The organism is Variovorax sp. OV329 (assembly GCF_900114785.1).
Taxonomy (GTDB): domain Bacteria; phylum Pseudomonadota; class Gammaproteobacteria; order Burkholderiales; family Burkholderiaceae_C; genus Variovorax.
This window is the reverse complement of sequence record NZ_FOUG01000005.1, coordinates 209,694-227,919: the sequence shown is the minus strand read 5'-3', so window position 1 is coordinate 227,919 and position 18,226 is coordinate 209,694. Positions and strand designations below refer to the sequence as shown.

General features: G+C 68.5%; 17 protein-coding genes. 13 read left to right on the top strand and 4 right to left on the bottom strand.

What is annotated here, in order from left to right; all coding sequences use genetic code 11:
• Window positions 1-133: 133 nt before the first annotated feature.
• From leuA to BM345_RS10560, 3 genes are all read left to right on the top strand, one after another.
• Entirely contained in the window at window positions 134-1,837 is a 1,704-nt protein-coding gene (gene leuA / locus BM345_RS10570) for a 2-isopropylmalate synthase (protein ID WP_093378928.1), read from the top strand.
• A 38-nt stretch (window positions 1,838-1,875) separates the two neighbouring features.
• A complete protein-coding gene (locus tag BM345_RS10565; protein WP_093378925.1) occupies window positions 1,876-3,414 on the top strand; it encodes a 2-isopropylmalate synthase in 1,539 nt (512 codons plus the stop codon).
• A gap of 119 nt (window positions 3,415-3,533) precedes the next feature.
• Window positions 3,534-4,670, top strand: coding sequence for a serine hydrolase (locus tag BM345_RS10560; protein ID WP_093378923.1), 1,137 nt, complete (start codon window positions 3,534-3,536; stop codon window positions 4,668-4,670).
• Window positions 4,671-4,734: 64 nt separating this feature from the next.
• Here the strand turns inward: BM345_RS10560 and BM345_RS10555 are convergent, their stop codons facing one another.
• From BM345_RS10555 to BM345_RS10540, 4 genes are read right to left on the bottom strand one after another with little or no spacing between them, the layout of a single operon-like run.
• Window positions 4,735-5,559: an IclR family transcriptional regulator gene (locus tag BM345_RS10555; RefSeq protein ID WP_093378920.1), complete on the bottom strand. Its 825-nt coding sequence runs from the start codon at window positions 5,557-5,559 to the stop codon at window positions 4,735-4,737.
• Window positions 5,560-5,589: 30 nt separating this feature from the next.
• Window positions 5,590-6,339 carry an arginyltransferase gene (locus BM345_RS10550; protein ID WP_093378918.1) on the bottom strand — a complete coding sequence of 250 codons (750 nt, stop codon included), beginning with the start codon at window positions 6,337-6,339 and terminating at the stop codon, window positions 5,590-5,592.
• Complete coding sequence (gene aat / locus BM345_RS10545; RefSeq protein WP_093378915.1) at window positions 6,336-7,112, bottom strand: leucyl/phenylalanyl-tRNA--protein transferase; 777 nt, start codon at window positions 7,110-7,112, stop codon at window positions 6,336-6,338. Before aat ends, BM345_RS10550 begins: the two co-directional genes overlap by 4 nt.
• 13 nt (window positions 7,113-7,125) lie before the next feature.
• On the bottom strand, window positions 7,126-8,646 hold the full coding sequence (locus tag BM345_RS10540; protein ID WP_093378913.1) for a helicase HerA-like domain-containing protein: 1,521 nt from the start codon (window positions 8,644-8,646) through the stop codon (window positions 7,126-7,128).
• Between the two features lie 128 nt (window positions 8,647-8,774).
• Here BM345_RS10540 and BM345_RS10535 point away from each other — a divergent pair, with 128 nt between their 5' ends.
• The 10 genes from BM345_RS10535 to fabG are packed head-to-tail and all read left to right on the top strand — an operon-like array spanning window position 8,775 to window position 18,214.
• Complete coding sequence (locus tag BM345_RS10535) at window positions 8,775-9,083, top strand: phosphopantetheine-binding protein (protein ID WP_093378910.1); 309 nt, start codon at window positions 8,775-8,777, stop codon at window positions 9,081-9,083.
• 17 nt (window positions 9,084-9,100) lie between these two features.
• The gene (locus BM345_RS10530) at window positions 9,101-9,739 is read left to right on the top strand and encodes a COG4648 family protein (protein ID WP_093378908.1); all 639 of its coding nucleotides are present in this window, start codon (window positions 9,101-9,103) and stop codon (window positions 9,737-9,739) included.
• Between the two features lie 29 nt (window positions 9,740-9,768).
• Complete coding sequence (locus BM345_RS10525) at window positions 9,769-11,451, top strand: AMP-binding protein (RefSeq protein ID WP_254789676.1); 1,683 nt, start codon at window positions 9,769-9,771, stop codon at window positions 11,449-11,451.
• The gene (locus BM345_RS10520; protein ID WP_093378903.1) at window positions 11,448-12,440 is read left to right on the top strand and encodes an LpxL/LpxP family acyltransferase; all 993 of its coding nucleotides are present in this window, start codon (window positions 11,448-11,450) and stop codon (window positions 12,438-12,440) included. Before BM345_RS10525 ends, BM345_RS10520 begins: the two co-directional genes overlap by 4 nt.
• The gene (locus BM345_RS10515) at window positions 12,424-12,990 is read left to right on the top strand and encodes an outer membrane lipoprotein carrier protein LolA (RefSeq protein WP_254789675.1); all 567 of its coding nucleotides are present in this window, start codon (window positions 12,424-12,426) and stop codon (window positions 12,988-12,990) included. The genes BM345_RS10520 and BM345_RS10515 overlap by 17 nt, the downstream gene beginning before the upstream one ends.
• 25 nt (window positions 12,991-13,015) lie before the next feature.
• Entirely contained in the window at window positions 13,016-15,382 is a 2,367-nt protein-coding gene (locus tag BM345_RS10510) for an MMPL family transporter (RefSeq protein ID WP_093378898.1), read from the top strand.
• Window positions 15,383-15,436: 54 nt separating this feature from the next.
• Window positions 15,437-16,258 (top strand): polysaccharide deacetylase family protein, encoded by an 822-nt coding sequence (locus BM345_RS10505; protein ID WP_175544965.1) that lies wholly within the window; start codon window positions 15,437-15,439, stop codon window positions 16,256-16,258.
• The gene (locus BM345_RS10500) at window positions 16,255-17,019 is read left to right on the top strand and encodes a class I SAM-dependent methyltransferase (protein WP_093378893.1); all 765 of its coding nucleotides are present in this window, start codon (window positions 16,255-16,257) and stop codon (window positions 17,017-17,019) included. The genes BM345_RS10505 and BM345_RS10500 overlap by 4 nt, the downstream gene beginning before the upstream one ends.
• Window positions 17,016-17,486 (top strand): hotdog family protein, encoded by a 471-nt coding sequence (locus BM345_RS10495; protein WP_093378890.1) that lies wholly within the window; start codon window positions 17,016-17,018, stop codon window positions 17,484-17,486. Before BM345_RS10500 ends, BM345_RS10495 begins: the two co-directional genes overlap by 4 nt.
• Window positions 17,483-18,214, top strand: a complete 732-nt coding sequence (fabG, locus tag BM345_RS10490) for a 3-oxoacyl-ACP reductase FabG (RefSeq protein WP_093378887.1) — start codon at window positions 17,483-17,485, stop codon at window positions 18,212-18,214. The genes BM345_RS10495 and fabG overlap by 4 nt, the downstream gene beginning before the upstream one ends.
• The last annotated feature ends 12 nt before the right edge of the window (window positions 18,215-18,226 follow it).

Sequence of the window (18,226 nt, the reverse complement as noted above, 5' to 3'; positions counted from 1 at the left end):
TACTAGTGATCCCCTTCGGGCGGAGTCGGTAGCGCACGCGCAATTTTTTCGACCAACGGCCCGTTAGCACCAGCAACGGGCCGTTTTTTTTGGGTTGCTGGGCTCGACAACCATCACCAGCAAGAGAGAAGCCATGTTGAAGCAACCCAGCCGCAAGTACCGCGCCTTCGCACCCGTCGGCCTCAAGGACCGCACCTGGCCGGACGCCGTCCTGACCCGCGCGCCGATCTGGCTGTCGACCGACCTGCGCGACGGCAACCAGGCGCTGGTGGAGCCCATGGACCTCGAACGCAAGATGCGCATGTTCGAGACGCTGGTGAAGATCGGCTTCAAGGAAATCGAGGTGGGCTTCCCCTCGGCCTCGCAGGTCGAGTTCGAATTCGTGCGCAAGCTCATCGAGGAAGACCGCATCCCTGACGACGTCACGATCCAGGTGCTGACCCAGGCGCGTGACCACCTGATCGAGCGCACCTTCGAATCGCTGCAGGGCGCGCCGCGCGCCATCGTGCATCTCTACAACGCCGTGGCGCCGGTCATGCGCAAGGTGGTGCTGGGCATGGACGAGGACGGCATCGTCGAACTGGCCGCCTCGCACGCACGCATGTTCAAGGACATGGCCGCGCAGCAGCCCGGTACGCAGTGGACCTTCCAGTACTCGCCCGAGATGTTCTCCGGCACCGACCTGGCTTTTTCCAAGCGCGTTGTCGACGCAGTGACGGAGGTCTGGGCGCCCACGCCAGAGCGCAAGTGCATCGTCAACCTGCCTTCGACGGTGGAGCATTCCACCCCGAACATCTTCGCCGACATGATCGAGTGGATGCACCGCCACCTGGCGCGACGCGATGCGATCGTGCTGTCGGTGCATCCGCACAATGACCGCGGCACCGGCACGGCGGCCGGCGAGTTCGCGCTCATGGCAGGCGCCGACCGCATCGAGGGTTGCCTCTTCGGCAACGGCGAGCGCACCGGCAACCTGGACCTGGTCAACGTCGCGCTCAACCTCTACACGCAAGGCGTGTCGCCCGAGCTGGACTTCTCCAGCATCGACGAGATCCGCGCCACGGTCGAGCACTGCAACCAGTTGCCGGTTCATCCGCGCCATCCCTACGCTGGCGACCTGGTCTACACCTCTTTCTCGGGCTCACACCAGGATGCGATCAAGAAGGCCTTCGCTGCCCGCAAGGAAGACGACATCTGGGACATGCCCTACCTGCCGATCGACCCCAAGGACGTGGGCCGCAGCTACGAGGCGGTGATCCGCGTCAACAGCCAGTCGGGCAAGGGTGGCATCTCCTACCTGCTCGAAGCGGAGTACGGCCTTGAGATGCCGCGCCGCCTGCAGATCGAGTTCAGCCAGGTGGTGCAGCGCGAGATGGACGTGGCCGGCAAGGAGATGTCCGCCGCCGACCTGTGGGACATCTTCCAGCGCGAGTACGGCGTGACTGCCGCCCATGCACTGACGCATCGCGTGCTGGAAGAGCAGGGCGAGGGCGACAACGCCTCGGTGGTGCTGCGCGGCGACCTGAACTGGGATGGCGAGATCCGTGCCATCGAAGGCCGAGGCAACGGCCCGGTCGACGCCTTCATCCGCGCGCTGTCCGAAGCCACCGGCCACTCGATCCGCGTGATCGACTACCACCAGCATGCGATCGGCACCGGAGCCGACGCGCGGGCGGTCGCTTACATGGAAGTGCGCGTGGACGAGTCGCGCACGCTGTTCGGGGTAGGCGTCGACGCGGACATCATTTCCGCCTCGCTGAAGGCCATTGTCTCGGGCGTCACGCGCGGCCGGGGCAAGGACGCAAAGAGCGCACAATCCGCCCTCGAAGCCGCCTGAAGCGCGGCGCGCGGGAAGCCGCACACCAGGAGAACACGATGACCGACAAGCTGATCATTTTCGACACCACCCTGCGCGACGGCGAGCAGTCGCCCGGGGCCTCCATGACGCGTGACGAGAAGCTGCGCATCGCCCGCCAGCTCGAGCGCCTGAAGGTCGATGTGATCGAGGCCGGCTTTCCTGCCAGCTCCAACGGCGACTTCGAGGCGGTGCAAGCCATCGCCAATGCCATCAAGGACTCCACGGTGTGCGGCCTGTCGCGGGCCAACGACCGCGACATCTCGCGCGCTGCCGAGGCGCTCAAGGGGGCAGAGCGCGGCCGCATCCACACCTTCATCGCCACCTCGCCGCTTCACATGGAAAAGAAGCTGCGCATGACGCCCGAGGAGGTGCTGGAGCAGGCGAAGCTGTCGGTGCGCTTCGCCCGCAACCTGATGGGCGACATCGAGTTCAGCCCGGAGGACGGCTACCGCAGCGACGTCGACTTCCTCTGCCGCGTGCTGGAGGCGGTGATCCAGGAAGGCGCCACCACCATCAACGTGCCCGACACCGTGGGCTATGCGATTCCCGAGCTCTACGGCAACTTCATCAAGACGCTGCGCGAGCGCATTCCCAACAGCGACAAGGCCGTGTGGTCGGTGCACTGCCACAACGACCTTGGCATGGCGGTGGCCAATTCGCTGGCAGGCGTGAAGATCGGCGGCGCGCGCCAGGTGGAATGCACCATCAACGGCCTGGGCGAGCGCGCCGGCAACTGCTCGCTCGAAGAGATCGTGATGGCCGTGAAGACCCGAAAGGATTACTTCGGGCTGGAACTGAACATCGACACCCCCCACATCCTGGCGGCCAGCCGCATGGTCAGCCAGACGACCGGCTTCGTGGTGCAGCCCAACAAGGCGGTGGTGGGCGCCAACGCCTTCGCCCATGCCTCGGGCATTCACCAGGACGGCGTACTCAAGGCCCGCGACACCTACGAGATCATGCGGGCCGAGGACGTGGGCTGGACCAACAACAAGATCGTCCTGGGCAAGCTCAGCGGCCGCAACGCCTTCAAGCAGCGCCTCCAGGAACTGGGCGTGGTGATGGAGAGCGAAGCGGACATCAACGCCGCCTTCGCCCGCTTCAAGGAACTGGCCGACCGCAAGAGTGAAATATTTGACGAGGACATCCTCGCCCTTGTCAGCGATGAGGAAGGCTCGAACGTTGGTGAGCGGTTTGGATTTGTTTCCTTGAGTCAACACAGTGAAACCGGCGAGCGCCCGCAGGCGCGTGTCGTGTTCACGGTGGAAGGCAAGGAGGTGACCGGCCAATCCGATGGAAATGGCCCGGTCGATGCCTCGCTCAAGGCAATCGAGTCGCATGTGAAAAGCGGCGCGGAGATGGTGCTCTATTCGGTCAATGCCATCAGTGGCTCGACCGAAAGCCAGGGTGAAGTCACCGTCCGCCTGCAGAACGCCGGCCGCGTGGTCAACGGCGTCGGGGCCGATCCCGACATCGTGGTGGCTTCCGCCAAGGCATATCTGAGTGCGCTCAACAAGTTACAAAGCCAAGCTGAGAGAGTGGCCGCACAGGGTTAGTTACGAAATGTAGTCCTTGGTATTCAAGCGAAGAAGGGGGTGCAAGTGACTGATATTGCGGGTTTTTTTATAGATAGTTAAACTGCGGTTCCATTTCCATCCCGCTGGAGAGTCTTCCCATGCCCGAAACCCCCGGCCTAGTTCCAAGCCAGCGGATCCTGCGCACCCTCGCCGCCGCGTTTTTCGCGACGGCTTTTTTGTTGTCCGGCGCCCACGCAGCGTCGTCGAAGAAGGAAGTGCCTGCCAAGAAGCAGGCTGCCTCTTCCAAGTCCAGGACCGAATCCAAGACCGCCAAGGCGCCGGCCATCGAAAAGACGGCCCGTGGCGGCCGCAACGTGACGGCCACCTACAGCAAGCGCGACGGCAAGGCCGTGGTTGCGGTGCAGCGCCGCTCCGTGGTGCGCCTGGCAGAGCCAGCCCGTCAATCCTTCGGCCAGATGGCCGGCCTGCACGGCACCGACGACGTGCTCGACCTGAAGTCCAGCGTGGCGCTGGTGGTCGACCAGGACACCCGTGAAGTCCTCTTCAGCAAGAACGACCAGGCCGTGCTGCCGATCGCCTCGATCACCAAGCTCATGACCGGCGTGCTGATCAGCGAAGCCCAGTTGCCGACCGAGGAGATGATCACCATCACCCAGGACGACGTCGACACCGAGAAGCACAGCAGTTCGCGCCTGCGCGTTGGCGTCTCGCTGCCGCGCGGCGAACTGCTGCACCTGGCGCTCATGTCGAGCGAGAACCGCGCTGCCCATGCCCTGGGCCGCACCTATCCGGGCGGCATCGACACCTTCGTGGCCATGATGAACGCCAAGGCCCGCACGCTGGGCATGCGCGACACGCGCTACGTCGAGCCCACCGGCCTGTCCAGCAGCAACCAGTCCAGCGCGCGTGACCTGGCGGTGCTGGTCAGCTACGCCTACAACGATCCGACCCTGCGCCAGCTGACGACCTCGCCCGAGCGCGTTGTCGAGGTGGGCAACCGCACCCTGCAGTTCAACACCACCAATCGGCTGGTGAAGAACCCCGACTGGGATATCGGCCTGCAGAAGACCGGCTACATCTCCGAGGCCGGCCAGTGCCTGGTGATGCAGGCCCGCATCGCCGGCCGCAAGCTGATCATGGTGTTCCTGGATTCGGCCGGCAAGTTCAGCCGCCTGGGCGACGCCGAGCGCGTGCGCCGCTGGGTGGAAGCCACGCAACTGCTCGCGCCGGCCGCCAACCACACACCCGTGGCCAGCGTGCACGCTGCCAGCTGAGGCTTCTCGCCGCACAGAAAAAAGCCCGCCATCGGCGGGCTTTTTTCATTGCGGGCCGAGCAGTTCAGCCGGCCACCGGATCGGAAGCCGTGGACGCAGGCTTCGATGCGTCAGCGGTCTTGAAACCCAGCGCCCCGGAAATCTCGTCGGCGGTGGCCTGCAGCTTGGGGAGCCAGCCGTCATCCAGGCGATCGGCCGGGGCGGAGATCGACAGGCCCGCCACGAGCTTGCCCTGGTCGTCGTAGATGCCCGCGGCCATGCAGCGCACGCCCAGCTCCAGCTCCTCGTTGTCCCGCGCGATGCCGTACTGGCGGGCCTTGGACAGTTCTCGCTCCAGCGCGGGCAGCTGGGTGATGCTGTTGCGCGTGTGGCCGGCCAGGCCCGTGCGGGTGGCATAGCTGCGCACACGCTGCGGGTCGTCCAGCGCCAGGAAGAGCTTGCCGGTGGAGGTGAGGTGCAGGGGCGCCCGGCCGCCGATGGCGCGCACCACCTGCATGCCCGAGCGCTCGCTGAAGGCGCGCTCGATGTAGACGATTTCGTCACCCTGTCGCATGCTGAGGTTCACCGGCTGCTGGGTCAGCTTGTGCAGCTCCCGCATGGGGGTGAGGGCGGCGTCGCGCACATTCAGCCGGCCCTTGACCAGGTTGCCCAGCTCCAGGAGGCGCATGCCCAGCCGGTAGCTGCCGGCCTCGGGACGGTCGACGAAGCGCCCCACCGCCAGGTCGTTCAGGATGCGGTGGGCGGTGGAGGGGTGCAGTCCGGTCTTCTCGCTGATTTCCTTCAGCGAGATGGCTTCTTCGCGCGAGGCCAGGACGTCGATCAGCGAGAACATGCGCTCGATCACCTGGATGACCGGCGTGGCAGGAATATCCGATTGTGTTTTTCTCATGTCACAGCAGCTGGAAATCTGCTGGCCATTTTACCTTGTGAAATCAGAATGCGCTTGCCAGTGTCCGTCAAGCAGGACTTCGTTGGGGGCAAAGCGGGCCTTGTAGTTCATCTTGGAGCTGCCGGCGATCCAGTAGCCGAGGTAGACGTGCGGCAGGCCCAGTTGGCGCGCCTGCTCGATCTGCCAGAGCACGCTGAAGTTGCCGTAGCCGGCGTTGGGGTCCGGCTCGTAGAAGGTGTAGACGGCGGAAAGTCCGTCATTGAGCACGTCCAGGATGGAGACCATCTTGAGCGGGCCCGCGGTGCCGTCCGGCAGGGTCTCGCGAAACTCCACCAGGCGTGAATTGACGCGGCTTTGCAGCAGGAACTGCGTGTACTGGTCGATGCTGTCGTGGTCCATGCCGCCGCCTGCATGGCGGCCGTTCTGGTAGCGCAGGTAGAGCTGGTAGTGCTCCGGCACGAAGCACAGCTTGAGCACCCGGGCCTGCAGCCCGGCATGCCTGGCGCGGGCGCGGCGCTGGCTGCGGCTGGGCTTGAATTCGTTGACCTTGACCCGCAGGGGTACGCAAGCCTGGCAGCCGTCGCAGTAGGGGCGGTAAGTGAACATGCCGCTGCGCCGGAAGCCCCCCAGCACCAGGTCGGAGTACGCGTCGCTGTGGATGAGGTGGCTGGGGGTTGCCACCTGCGACCTGGCGAGGCGGTCCGGCAGGTAGCTGCACGGGTAGGGCGCCGTTGCATAGAACTGCAAGGTCTGGAGCGGGAGATCCTTGAGATGCGTCACGTCGTCGTCGAATCAGGTCGCGCGAGGGAGAGTGCGTTCCAGTATACGGGCTCGAATTCCCATTGGGGGGCGGCCAAAGGGATGGCCTTCGCTACCCTTGACAGGAAGAGGCTGCGCGGCATTTCTGCAGCGCCCAGGCTGGCCAGGTGCGCGGTGTTCTGCTGGCAGTCGATCTGCGCGATGCCGTGCTGCCGGCAGAAGGCCACGAGTGCCGCCAGGGCGATCTTGGAAGCGTCCGGCCGCTGCGCGAACATTGATTCGCCGAAGACCGCCTGGCCGATGTTCACGCAGTACAGGCCGCCGGCCAGCCGGCCGTCGATCCAGGCTTCCACGCTGTGCGCGTGGCCGGCTTCGTGCAGCCGGACGTAGGCCTCGATCATCGTGGGCAGGATCCAGGTCCCCGACTGGCCCGCGCGCGGCGCGCCTGAGCAGGCCTCGATGACGGTTCGAAAGTCGTGGTCGAAGCGGATCTCGCAGCGCGGATCCGCCGTGAAGCGCCGCAGCGTCTTGCCGAAGGACCGGTGCAGCCGGAAGTGCGCCGTCTGCAAAACCATGCGCGGGTCCGGGCTCCACCAGAGGATCGGCTGGCCCTCGCTGAACCACGGAAAGATGCCGCCGCTGTAGGCAGAAAGCAGGCTGTCCACGTCCAGCGCACCGCCGGCGGCGAGCAGGCCCGGGACCGGGTCCTGCGGCCCCCAGGCCTGCGCGGCGCCGGGCAGGGGCTCGCCCGGCGCCAGCCACGGCAACTGTTTGGGGCGCGGCTGGCGCGTCACCGGGCGGCGGGGCTCAGCGCCCCTTCTTGCCGCCGAAGATGCCACCGAGCACGCCGCGCAGGATCTCGCGGCCGGCGGTGGTACCCATGGTGCGCACGGCGGACTTGGCCATGGTCTGCACCAGGCCGTCGCGCTTGCCGCCGCGCGGCCCGGTCGATCCGAAGAGAAGGTCGTTGAGGCCGCCCATCAGGCCACTGTCTTCCTGCGCTGCGGCGCCCGGCTTGCCCCCAGGGGCGGTGGCCGGCGCGCCAGGCGCAGCCTCGGCCCGGCCCTTGAGCTTTTCGTAGGCCGATTCGCGGTCCACGACCTTCTCGTAGACGCCCGCCACCAGCGAGCCGGCCATGAGCTGCTGGCGCTGCTGCGGCGTGATGGGGCCGATCTGGCTGCCAGGCGGCATCACGAAGACCCGCTCGGTCACGCTGGGCCGGCCTTTGGGATCCAGGAAGCTCACCAATGCCTCGCCGACGGCCAGCTCGGTGATGGCCGTCTCGATGTCCAGCCCCGGCTTCTGGCGCATGGTGGTGGCGGTGGCCTTCACCGCCTTCTGGTCGCGCGGCGTGAAGGCGCGCAGCGCGTGCTGCACCCGGTTGCCGAGCTGGGCGAGCACGGTGTCGGGGATGTCCAGCGGGTTCTGCGTGACGAAGAACACGCCCACGCCCTTGGAGCGCACCAGTCGCACCACCAGTTCGATGCGCTCGACGAGCGCCTTTGGCGCCTCGTTGAACAGCAGGTGCGCCTCGTCGAAGAAGAACACCAGCTTGGGCTTGTCCGGATCGCCGATCTCGGGCAGTTGCTCGAAGAGTTCCGACAGCATCCAGAGCAGGAAAGTGGCGTACAGGCGCGGCGAATTCATCAGCTTGTCGGCCGCAAGGATGTTCACCACCCCCTTGCCCGACACCGTCTGCATGAAGTCGCTGATGTTGAGCATGGGCTCGCCGAAGAACTTGTCGCCGCCCTGGGTCTCGATCTGCAGCAGCCCGCGCTGGATCGCGCCCACGCTGGCGGCGCTGATGTTGCCGTACTGCGTGGTGAAGTCCTTGGCGTTCTCGCCCACGTGCTGGAGCATGGCGCGCAGGTCCTTCAGGTCCAGCAGCAGGAGGCCGTTGTCGTCGGCGATCTTGAACACCAGGTTGAGCACCCCGCCCTGGGTCTCGTTCAGGTCCAGCATGCGGCCCAGCAGCAGCGGGCCCATGTCGGACACCGTGGCGCGCACCGGGTGGCCCTGCTCGCCGAAGACGTCCCACAGGGTGACCGGGCAGGCCTGCGAGGGCGGAACCTCGATGCCCCGCTCCTTCAGTGTGGCCGCCATCTTCTCGCCGATGCTGCCGGCCTGGCTCACGCCGGTGAGGTCGCCTTTCACGTCGGCCATGAAGACCGGCACGCCGATCCCGGAAAGCCGCTCGGCGATGGTCTGCAGCGTCACCGTCTTGCCGGTGCCGGTGGCGCCGGTGATCAGGCCGTGCCGGTTGGCCAGGCCAGGGAGCAGGGCGCATTCGACATCGCCGTGGCGGGCGATCAGGAGGGGGTCAGCCATGGGAACTCCGAGGAAATTGTGGGTTCGTCAGGGGCTCAGTCTATCCAATGGGCCCCTCCCTATAATTTGCCTTTAGCTTGCATTTCCCGCCGCGCTCGCGTGCAGCGGGTTTTTCCTGGAGTCTTCCTTTGTCTTTGACCGCAGAGCCCTCTAAGCCCGCCGCCGGCGGCGCCCAACAATCGCCGCTCGAGCACGAACTGGCTGTGCTGCTGGTGGAAGCGCTCAACCTCGAAGTGGCTGCCGCCGACGTTGCGCCCGAAGCACCTCTGTACGGCGAAGGGCTGGGCCTGGACTCGATCGACATCCTGGAAGTGGCGCTCGAAGTCTCGCGCCGCTACGGCTTCCAGCTGCGCTCGGACGACGAGCGCAACAAGCAGATCTTCGCGTCGCTGCGCGACCTGGCTGCGCACGTCGCTCAGAACCGCACGGCGCCCTGAGCGCGCCGCAATCCGCCATGTCGCAATGGCGCCTGGCACTGTTCCTGGTGGCCGGGCTGGCTTATGCCGGCCTGTCGCACTGGATGATGCTCTACCACGCCACCGCGCCGTGGGCGCTGGTTGCCCTTTTTGCGCCCCTGTGGCTGGCGGTGCTCGGCCTGGGTGCGAGCCGCTTCGGCACGGCCGGAGCGCTGGGCGTCATCGTCCTGGGCGCGCTGCTCGTGTATGCCGTGGCCCACGGCGACGCCGGTGATCCCAACCGGCTGTACGTGCTGCAGCACGTGGGCATCAATGCCGTGCTGTGCGCCTGGTTCGCCAGCACGCTGCGCCCCGGGCGGCTCTCGCTGATCGGTGATTTCGCCCAGCGCATCCATCCGCTCTCGCCAGAGATGCGCCTGTACACCGCCAAGGTGACGGGCGTCTGGGCGGGCTACTTCGCGATGATGGCCGTCGTTTCGGTGGGTATCTACCTCAGCTTGCCATTCAGCGCCTGGTCGCTGCTGGCCAATGTGCTGACGCCGCTGTGCGTGGCTGCGCTTTTCATGGGCGAGCACTTCATGCGCTACCGGCTGCATCCGGAATTCGAGCGCTCGCGCCTGATCGACGTGGTGCGCGTGGCCATGGGCGGGCGTTCGGACCGGGCACTTCGCCGATGAGCACCTTCTCTTCTGCAGCAGACGCAAAGATGCTGCCGCTTCTTGCTGCGCGGGACCAGGCCGCACCCATCGCCTGGCGCCATGGCGTGCCGGTGAGCGGTCGCCGCTTCCTGGCCGACGCGAGGCAACTGGCAAACGCGCTGCCCGAAGACGGCCCGGCCATCAACCTGTGCAGCGATCGCTATGCCTTCGCAGTGGGCCTGGCCGCGGCCCTGATTCGCGGGCAGGCCAGCCTTCTGCCGCCCGATGCCCGTCCCGACACGCTGGCCCGCCTGCACGAGTCGGGCGACGGCTGCTATGCCCTGACCGACGATGCAGCGCTCGCCACGCCGGGACTGCGGCGCGTGCTGGTCGAACTGCCCGTCGCGTCCGATGCAGAGGGCGAGGCGAAGGTGCCGTCCTTCGATGCCATGCGCCATGCGGTGAGCCTGCTCACCTCGGGCTCCACCGGCGTGCCGCAGGCGCATGCCAAGCGCTGGGACACCCTGGTGGGCGACGTGGCTGCAGCGGTGCCGCGTCTCTCGGCCCTGCTGGGCCGGCCTTCGCTGGAAGGCCTCACGCTGGTGGCCACCGTGCCGGTGCAGCACAGCTACGGCCTCGAATCCTCCGTGCTGCTGGCGCTGCTGGGCGGCGCGGCCTTCGACAGCGGGCGGCCCTTCTTTCCCGCCGACATCGCGCAGGCCCTGGCCGCCGTGCCGCGCCCGCGAGCGCTGGTGACCACACCCTTCCACCTGAAGACGCTGCTCCTGTCGGGCGTAGAAATGCCGCAGGTGGACTTCGTCCTCTCGGCCACCGCGCCGCTCTCGCCCCAGTTGGCCGCGCAGGCCGAGCAGGCCCTGGGTGGGCCGATGATCGAGATCTATGGCAGCACCGAGACCGGCCAGGTGGCGGCCCGCCGCACCACGCAGACCGATGTGTGGGAGACCTTCGGCGAGATCCGTGTGCGTGCCGAACATGGCAAGGCGGGCGAGCGCTTCATCTTCGAAGGCGACTTCGTGCCCGAGCCCACCGCGATGGCCGATATCCTGGAACTGCAGGACGAGCGCCACTTCCGCCTGCTGGGCCGCGCCAACGACTTGATCCACGTGGCGGGCCGCCGCAGCTCGCTGGGCTTTCTCAACTACCACCTCAACAGCATCCCCGGCGTGCAGGACGGCGCCTTCTGGCTGCCCGAGGACGTGGCCGACGGCGTGGTGCGCCCGGTGGCCTTCGTGGTGGCACCCGAGCTGTCGCACGACGCCATCGTGGCGCAACTGCGCCAGCGGCTCGAAGCGGTGTTCGTGCCGCGCCGCGTGGTGCACGTGCGCTCGCTGCCGCGCGAGGCCACCGGCAAGCTGGGCGTGCGCGCTCTGGCCGAATTCGCCCGCGCGCAACTGGCAGGCGAGGGCGACACGGTGAGCTTCACGCACGAGGTGCCGCAGGACCATCCCTGCTTCGCCGGCCACTTCCCCGGCCAGCCGCTGCTGCCCGGCGCGCTGATCCTGGCCGAGGTGCGCGAGGCCATCGCGCGGGTGCCTGCGCTGGTCGCGCGCCTGGGCGCCGAGCCCACGCTGGCGGCCGCGAAGTTCCTCGCGCCGGTGGGGCCGGGCGCGAGCCTGGCCATCCAGCTGGTGCCTGAGGCAGGCGCCGCCGGCGGCGTGCGCTTCGAAGTCCGCAATGGCGAGGTAGTGGCGGCCAGCGGCCGCTGGACCCGTCCGGTGGAGCCCGCATGAGCCGCCCGCCCCTGCAGATCCATGCTGCTGGCAACAACGCCACGCCGGCAAGTGGCGACTGGGCCCACGTGCCGGAGCGCAGCAGCATGCTGGTGCTGCGCTTCTTCTGCTGGCTGGCGCTGACCTGCGGCCGCCGCGTGGCGCGCCTGGTGCTGGCGCCCATCAGCTTCTACTTCCTGCTGTGCTCGCCCACGCAGCGGCGGCACATCAAGCGCTACCTGGCCCGCACCGTCGGCGAGGAGCGGATGAACTGGCGCGACGGCTACCGGCTGATCCACGCCTTCTCGTCCGTGGTGCTCGACCGGGTGTTCTTCCTGCGCGGGCGCCATGAACTCTTCAGCTTCGACGTCAAGGGCGCGCCGGCGCTCGATGCCGAGGTGGCCTCCGGCCGGGGTGCCTTCCTCATCGGCGCGCATGTGGGCAGCTTCGAGGCGGTGGGCGCGAGCCGCTACACCAGCACCGACCCCGACCAGCTGCGCTTGGCGATGCTCATGTACCCCGACAACGCGCAGCAGATCAACTCGGTGCTGGACGCCATCAGCGAGCCGCGCTTCCGCCCCGAAGTGATCGCCCTCGGGCGACCCGAGGCCATGCTGCGCCTGCGCGACTGGCTGGACGCGGGCGGCCTGGCTGGCCTGCTGGCCGACCGCACACTGCCCAGGAGCGAAGACGGCGCAGCTCAGCGCGGCGACAGCATCGAGCTGCCTTTCCTCGGACGCAACGCGAGCTTCAGTGACGGTCCCTTCCGCCTGGCTGCGCTGCTGCGGCGCAAGGTGTTCTTCATGGCAGGCCTGTACCTGGGCGGTGCGCGCTACGAGGTGCGCTTCGAGCCACTGGCCGACTTCAGCCAGGGCACTCCCGGACCTGCACGCGAGGCGCAGATCCGCGAGGCACTGGAAGCCTACGTGGCACGGCTGGAGGCCCTGTGCCGCGAACATCCGCACAACTGGTTCAACTTCCATGATTTCTGGCTTGAAGACGCGACTTGAAGCTGCGCTGCTGGCCCTGGCGCTGCTGCTGGCCGCTCCCGCGGCCTGGGCCTTCGATCTGCCCGAGCTGATGGCGCAGCTGGCCAAGCAGAAAAGCGGCGAGGCCAACTTCGTCGAGGAGCGCTTCGTGCGCGGCGTGGACGGCCCGCTGGCTTCGGCGGGCACGCTGAGCTTCACCGCGCCCGACAAGCTGGCGCGCCGCACCCAGTCGCCCCGGCCCGAGTCGATGGTGGTGGACGGCAACACGCTGACGCTCTCGCGCGCCGGCCGCACCCGCACCCTCGCGCTGGACAGCATGCCCGAGCTGCAGGGCATGGTGGACGCGCTGCGCGGCACGCTGATCGGCGATGCGCAACTGCTGCAGCGCAACTTCCGCACGCAGCTGGCAGGCACGCAGGCCAGCTGGACGCTGGACCTGCAGCCCGTGGACTCGCGCCTGTCCGCGCAGGTCAGGAGCGTTCGCCTCAGTGGCCGGCAAGGACAGGTGCTGGGCGTGGAGATGGAGTTCGTCGGCGGCGACCGCTCGGTGATGACCATCTCGCCCAAGTGAGCGCCCGGATCTCGGAGCGCAGCCGATGAGCAGCACCACGGCCGCCGACCGACCACCGCATCGCGTGGCCGCGCTGGCCGCCTGGCTGGCGGTGCTGCTGGCAGGCGTGCTGGTGATCATGCATGCGCGCTTCAGCGCCGACCTGTCGGCCTTCCTGCCCGCCAATCCGGACGCGCGGCAGCAGATGCTCATCGACCAGCTGCAAAGCGGCGTGGCCTCGCGCAGCCTGCTGATCGGCATCGACGGCGGTGCGGATGCGAAGCAACGCGCGGCGGTGTCCAGCGCGATGGCCAAGGCGCTGCGCGGCAGTGGGCTGTTCGAGCAGGTGCAGAACGGCGAGACCGCCGACTGGACCGAGGCGGGCAGCTGGCTGCTGCAGCACCGCTACCAGCTCGCGCCCGACCTGGACGCCGAGCGATTCAGTGTCGCGGGACTCCGTGACGCCGTGCTCGATACGCTGTCGTTGCTGGGCACGCCGGCTGGCAATGCCTTCAAGCCGCTGCTCGATCGCGATCCGACCGGCGAGATGGCGCGCATTGCCGAAGGCCTCATCCCCGCCAGCGCGCCACGCAGCGAGGAGGGCGTGTGGGCCTCGCGCGATGCGCCCCGCGCCATCCTGCTGGCCACCACCAAGGCGCCTGGCAGCGACCTGGATGCGCAGGAGCATGCGCTGGCGCAGGTGCGTGCCGCCTTCGAGCAGGCGCTGCCGGGCGTGCAGGGCGCGGCCCCGCGTCTCATGGTGAGCGGCCAGCCGGTGTTCTCGGTGCAAAGCCGTGCGCAGATCAAGGGCGAGGCCTACCACCTGGCGGCCGTGGGCGGCGTGGTGGTGGGCTGCCTGCTGCTGCTGGCCTTTGCCTCGCCGCGTGCGCTGGTCATCGCCATGCTGCCGGTGGCCACCGGCGTCGTGGTGGGCACGGCCTCGGTGGCACTGGCCTTCGGCCATGTCCACGGCCTGACCATCGCCTTCGGCAGCACGCTGATCGGCGAGACCATCGACTACGCCATCTACTACCTGATCCAGGCACGCCAGGGCGGCTGGCGCCATTGGCGCGACATCCATTGGCCGACGGTGCGCCTGGGCCTGTTGACTTCAGTGGTGGGTTTCGCGGCGCTGGTGTTCTCCGGCTTCCCGGGCCTGGCGCAGCTGGGCGTGTTCTCGCTGGCCGGCCTGATCGCGGCCGCGCTGGCCACGCGCTACGTACTGCCGGTCTTCGCACCCGCGGGCGCTTCGGGCAAGGGCCTGCGCGGGCAGATGGCCCGCCTGGCGGCCTGGGTGCTGCGCGCCATGCCACGCCTGCGCTGGCCGCTGCTGGCCCTTTGCATGGCATCGGCCGTCCTGCTGTTCTGGCAGCGCGACCATCTGTGGAGCGCCGGCCTGGGGGGCATGAGCCCGATTCCCGTCAGCGCGCAGGAACTGGACGCGCAGTTGCGCGCCGACCTGGGCGCGAGCGACGCGCGCACGCTGGTCATCGTGCAGGCCGCCGACGAGGAGGCCACGCTGCAAGGGGTGGAAGCCGCCAGCCAGCGACTGCAGCAACTGGTCGACCGGGGCGAGCTCGCCGGCTTCGACGCCGTCACCCGCGTGTTGCCCAGCCTCGCGGCCCAGAAGGCGCGCCAGCAGAGCCTGCCCGATGCGGCGCAGCTGCGCGAGCGACTGCCCGAGGCACTGAAAGGCCTGCCGCTTGCGCCCGCACGGCTGGAGCCTTTCGTGAGCGAAGTCAGCGAGGCCCGGGCGATGCCGCCCATCCGTCTGGCCGACCTGCAGAACGGCCCGTTGGCGCCCATCGTGAGCGCGATGCTTCTGCAGCGGCCCGGCGGCGGCTGGAGCTCGGTGATCTCGCTGCACACTGCCGCCGGCTTCGATGCGCAGCGTCTGCGTCAGGCGCTGGTGGACGTTCCATCGGCGCAGGTGGTGGACGTGAAGGTGGAACTGGACAGCCTCTATGCACGCTACCTGCACGAGGCCTTCGTGCAGGTGCTGCTGGGCGCGCTGGCGGTCGTGCTTCTGCTGGGCCTGTACCTGCGCTCCGGCCGTCGCCTGCTGGCGGTGTGCCAGCCGCTGGCCTTCGCGGTGCTGCTGACGCTCGGTGCCCTGGCTGCGCTGGGCGTGCCGCTGGGCATCCTGCACCTGGTGGGCTTGCTGCTGGTGGTGGCGGTGGGCTCCAACTACGCGCTCTTCTTCGATCAGCTGCGCGTCACCGGTCGCGCCGACGAGGACACGCTGGCTTCTCTGCTGCTGGCCAACCTCACCACCGTGATTTCCTTCGGGCTGATCGCCGTTTCCCAGATTCCCTCGCTCGCGGCCATCGGCCGCGTGGTGGCACCGGGTGCGCTGCTGGCCTTGCTGCTGTCGGCCGCCTTCACCCGGGCGAAAGCCCCGAGCGCGCCCTGAGGGAAAATGTCATTCCGAGAACCGAGCTGCCTCATCGACACTCCTCATTCGCGCATGTCCCCAACCGCTTCCCTGTCCGCTGTCCGTTTCGTGACGCCCTTCGTGGGCGCCAGCATTGCATGGCACTGCCTCGCCGCGGCAGCGGCGGTGCTGGTGCCGGGCGCCGCGCCCTGGGCGCTGGGCGCGATCGTGCTGAATCACGTGGTGATCACGGCTGCGGGCCTCGCGCCGCGCAGCACACTGCTGGGCCGCAACATCTCCCGTCTGCCGGATGCGGCGGTGGCGCGTGGCGAGATGGCCATCACCGTCGACGACGGTCCAGATCCGGAAGTGACGCCCGCGGTGCTCGACCTGCTCGATGCGGCCGGCCAGAAGGCCACTTTCTTCTGCATCGCCGAACGGGTGGCGCAGCATCCCGGACTGGCGCGCGAGATCGTCCTGCGCGGCCACAGCATCCAGAACCACACCGCCCGCCACCGCCACGATTTCTCGCTGCTGGGCCCGCGCGCTTATGCCAGGGAACTGGAGTACGCCCAGCGCATCGTGGCGCAGGTGACCGGTCAGGCACCCGTCTGCTTCCGTCCTCCGGCGGGCTTTCGCAACATGTTCCTCGCGCCCGTGCTGCAGCGCATGAACCTCACGCTGGTGAGCTGGACGCGCCGCGGCTTCGACACGCGCGAGGCCGACGCGCAGCGCGTGCTCGAGCGCCTCACGCGCGGTCTGGCCGCCGGCGACATCCTGCTGCTGCACGACGGCAACTCGGCGCGCTCGCTGCAGGGGCGCCCGGTGGTGCTTGAAGTGCTGCCGCAACTGCTGGCAGGGCTGAAGGCTCAGGGGCTTCGCTCGGTCACGCTGCCGCAGGGCCTGGCAGCGTGACGGCGCCGCACCATCCCGACGCTGCCTGGCGGCGGCTGCACGACGCAGCCACGCAGCCTTATCGGCAGGCCGGCCGCTTCGCCTGGCACTTCGCGCGCGGCAAGCTGGCGCGCGACCCGATCTTCCGCGGCCTCATCGAGCAGGGCCTTATCGCGCCCGGCCAGCGTCGCGTGCTGGACATCGGCTGCGGCCAGGGCCTGTTCGTGAGCCTGTTGTCGTCGATGGGCGAGATGCAGGCCCGGCGCCACTGGCCCGCCGGCTGGTCGGCCACGCCGATGCGCGTGGACTACACCGGCATCGAGCTGATGCCGCGCGACATCGCCCGCGCCACGCGCGCGGTGGGGCATCTTCAGCCTGCGCCGGCCTTCGTCTGCGGCGACATGTGCGACGCGCCGCTGCCCCCCAGCGACCTGGTGGTGATCCTCGACGTGCTGCACTACGTGGACCTGCAGGCACAGGAGGGCGTGCTCTCCCGCGTGCGCCAGGCCCTGCAGCAGGGCGCAGCAGAGCGCGATGACGGCACGCCCGCGCGCCTGCTGCTGCGCGTGGGCGACGCTGCCAGCCGCCGCGGCTACCGCATCAGCCAGTGGGTGGACCGCACCGTGACGCGCGTGCGCGGACACCGCGTCGCGCCCACTTGGGGCCGGCCGCTGCACGAGTGGACCGCGCTGCTGCAGCGCCTGGGCTTCGCGGTGCACAGCCTGCCCATGAGCCAGGGCACGCCTTTTGCCAACGTGCTGCTGGTGGCCGATCTGAAATGAGTGGACCGCAGACACTGGACCGCGCCGGCATCGAGTCGCGCATCCCGCACCGCGGCAGCATGTGCCTGCTGGAAAAGCTGGAAGGCTGGGACGCGCAACGCATCCACTGCAGCACCACGACCCATCGCGACGGCGCCAACCCGCTGCGCACCGCTTCAGGCCTCCTGGCACCCAACGCCATTGAGTACGCCGCGCAGGCCATGGCGCTGCATGGCGGGCTCACGGCCGGCGCGGGGCAGGCACCCTCGGCCGGCTACCTGGCCAGCGTGCGCTCGGTGCGCCTGGGCGTCGAGCGCCTCGACACGGTGGAGGGCGCGATGCAGGTGCATGCCACGCGCCTGTCGGGTGATGACCGGCAGGTGCTCTACGAGTTCAACGTGGCTGACGGCACCGGCCGATCGCTGGCTTCAGGCCGCGCGGTGGTGGTGCTGAACACGCCCCTCACTCCGACGGAAAAACCTGCATGAGCTGGAACGGCAAACGCGCTCTCATCACCGGCGCCAGCGGCGCACTCGGCCAGGCCATCGCGCGGCGGCTGGCCCAAGGCGGTGCCACCGTGCTGCTGCACGCCAACTCGCGGCCGGAATCGGTGCAGGCCCTGGCCGACGAGATCACGGCCGCCGGCGGCCGCGCCGAGTGCCATGTGTTCGACCTGCGCAGCGACGAGGCCTGCGCGCAGGCGTGCGAGAAGATCCTGGCCGACGGCCCGGTGCAGATCCTGGTCAACAATGCGGGAGTCCATGATGACGCCGTGCTTCCCGGCATGCGCGCCGAGCAGTGGCACAAGGTGATCGACGTGTCGCTCAACGGCTTCTTCCGCGTGACGCAGCCGCTGCTGCTGCCCATGCTTCGCACGCGCTGGGGGCGCATCATCAATGTGTCGTCGGTGGCCTCGCTCACCGGCAACCGCGGGCAGGTGAACTACTCGGCCGCCAAGGGCGCGCTCAACAGCGCGACCAAGTCGCTGTCGCTGGAAGTGGCGGCGCGCGGTGTGACGGTGAACGCGATCGCGCCGGGCATCATCGCCTCGCCCATGGCCGACGCGGCGTTCGACAAGGCGCTGATCGACCAGCTGGTGCCCAGCAAGCGCGCCGGCACGGCGGAGGAAGTGGCGGCGCTCGCCGCCTTCCTTGCGGGCGCGGAGGCCGGCTACATCACGGGCCAGGTGATCTCGATCAACGGCGGAATGATCTGAGGCTGGCCCCAG

Bases quoted from the DNA above. Each gene is read 5' to 3' on its own strand.
- leuA (WP_093378928.1), top strand. From the start codon at position 134: ATGTTGAAGCAACCCAGCCGCAAGTACCGCGCCTTCGCACCCGTCGGC.
- BM345_RS10565 (WP_093378925.1), top strand. From the start codon at position 1,876: ATGACCGACAAGCTGATCATTTTCGACACCACCCTGCGCGACGGCGAG.
- BM345_RS10560 (WP_093378923.1), top strand. From the start codon at position 3,534: ATGCCCGAAACCCCCGGCCTAGTTCCAAGCCAGCGGATCCTGCGCACC.
- BM345_RS10555 (WP_093378920.1), bottom strand. From the start codon at position 5,559: ATGAGAAAAACACAATCGGATATTCCTGCCACGCCGGTCATCCAGGTG.
- BM345_RS10540 (WP_093378913.1), bottom strand. From the start codon at position 8,646: ATGGCTGACCCCCTCCTGATCGCCCGCCACGGCGATGTCGAATGCGCC.
- BM345_RS10530 (WP_093378908.1), top strand. From the start codon at position 9,101: ATGTCGCAATGGCGCCTGGCACTGTTCCTGGTGGCCGGGCTGGCTTAT.
- BM345_RS10525 (WP_254789676.1), top strand. From the start codon at position 9,769: ATGCTGCCGCTTCTTGCTGCGCGGGACCAGGCCGCACCCATCGCCTGG.
- BM345_RS10520 (WP_093378903.1), top strand. From the start codon at position 11,448: ATGAGCCGCCCGCCCCTGCAGATCCATGCTGCTGGCAACAACGCCACG.
- BM345_RS10510 (WP_093378898.1), top strand. From the start codon at position 13,016: ATGAGCAGCACCACGGCCGCCGACCGACCACCGCATCGCGTGGCCGCG.
- BM345_RS10505 (WP_175544965.1), top strand. From the start codon at position 15,437: ATGTCCCCAACCGCTTCCCTGTCCGCTGTCCGTTTCGTGACGCCCTTC.
- BM345_RS10495 (WP_093378890.1), top strand. From the start codon at position 17,016: ATGAGTGGACCGCAGACACTGGACCGCGCCGGCATCGAGTCGCGCATC.
- fabG (WP_093378887.1), top strand. From the start codon at position 17,483: ATGAGCTGGAACGGCAAACGCGCTCTCATCACCGGCGCCAGCGGCGCA.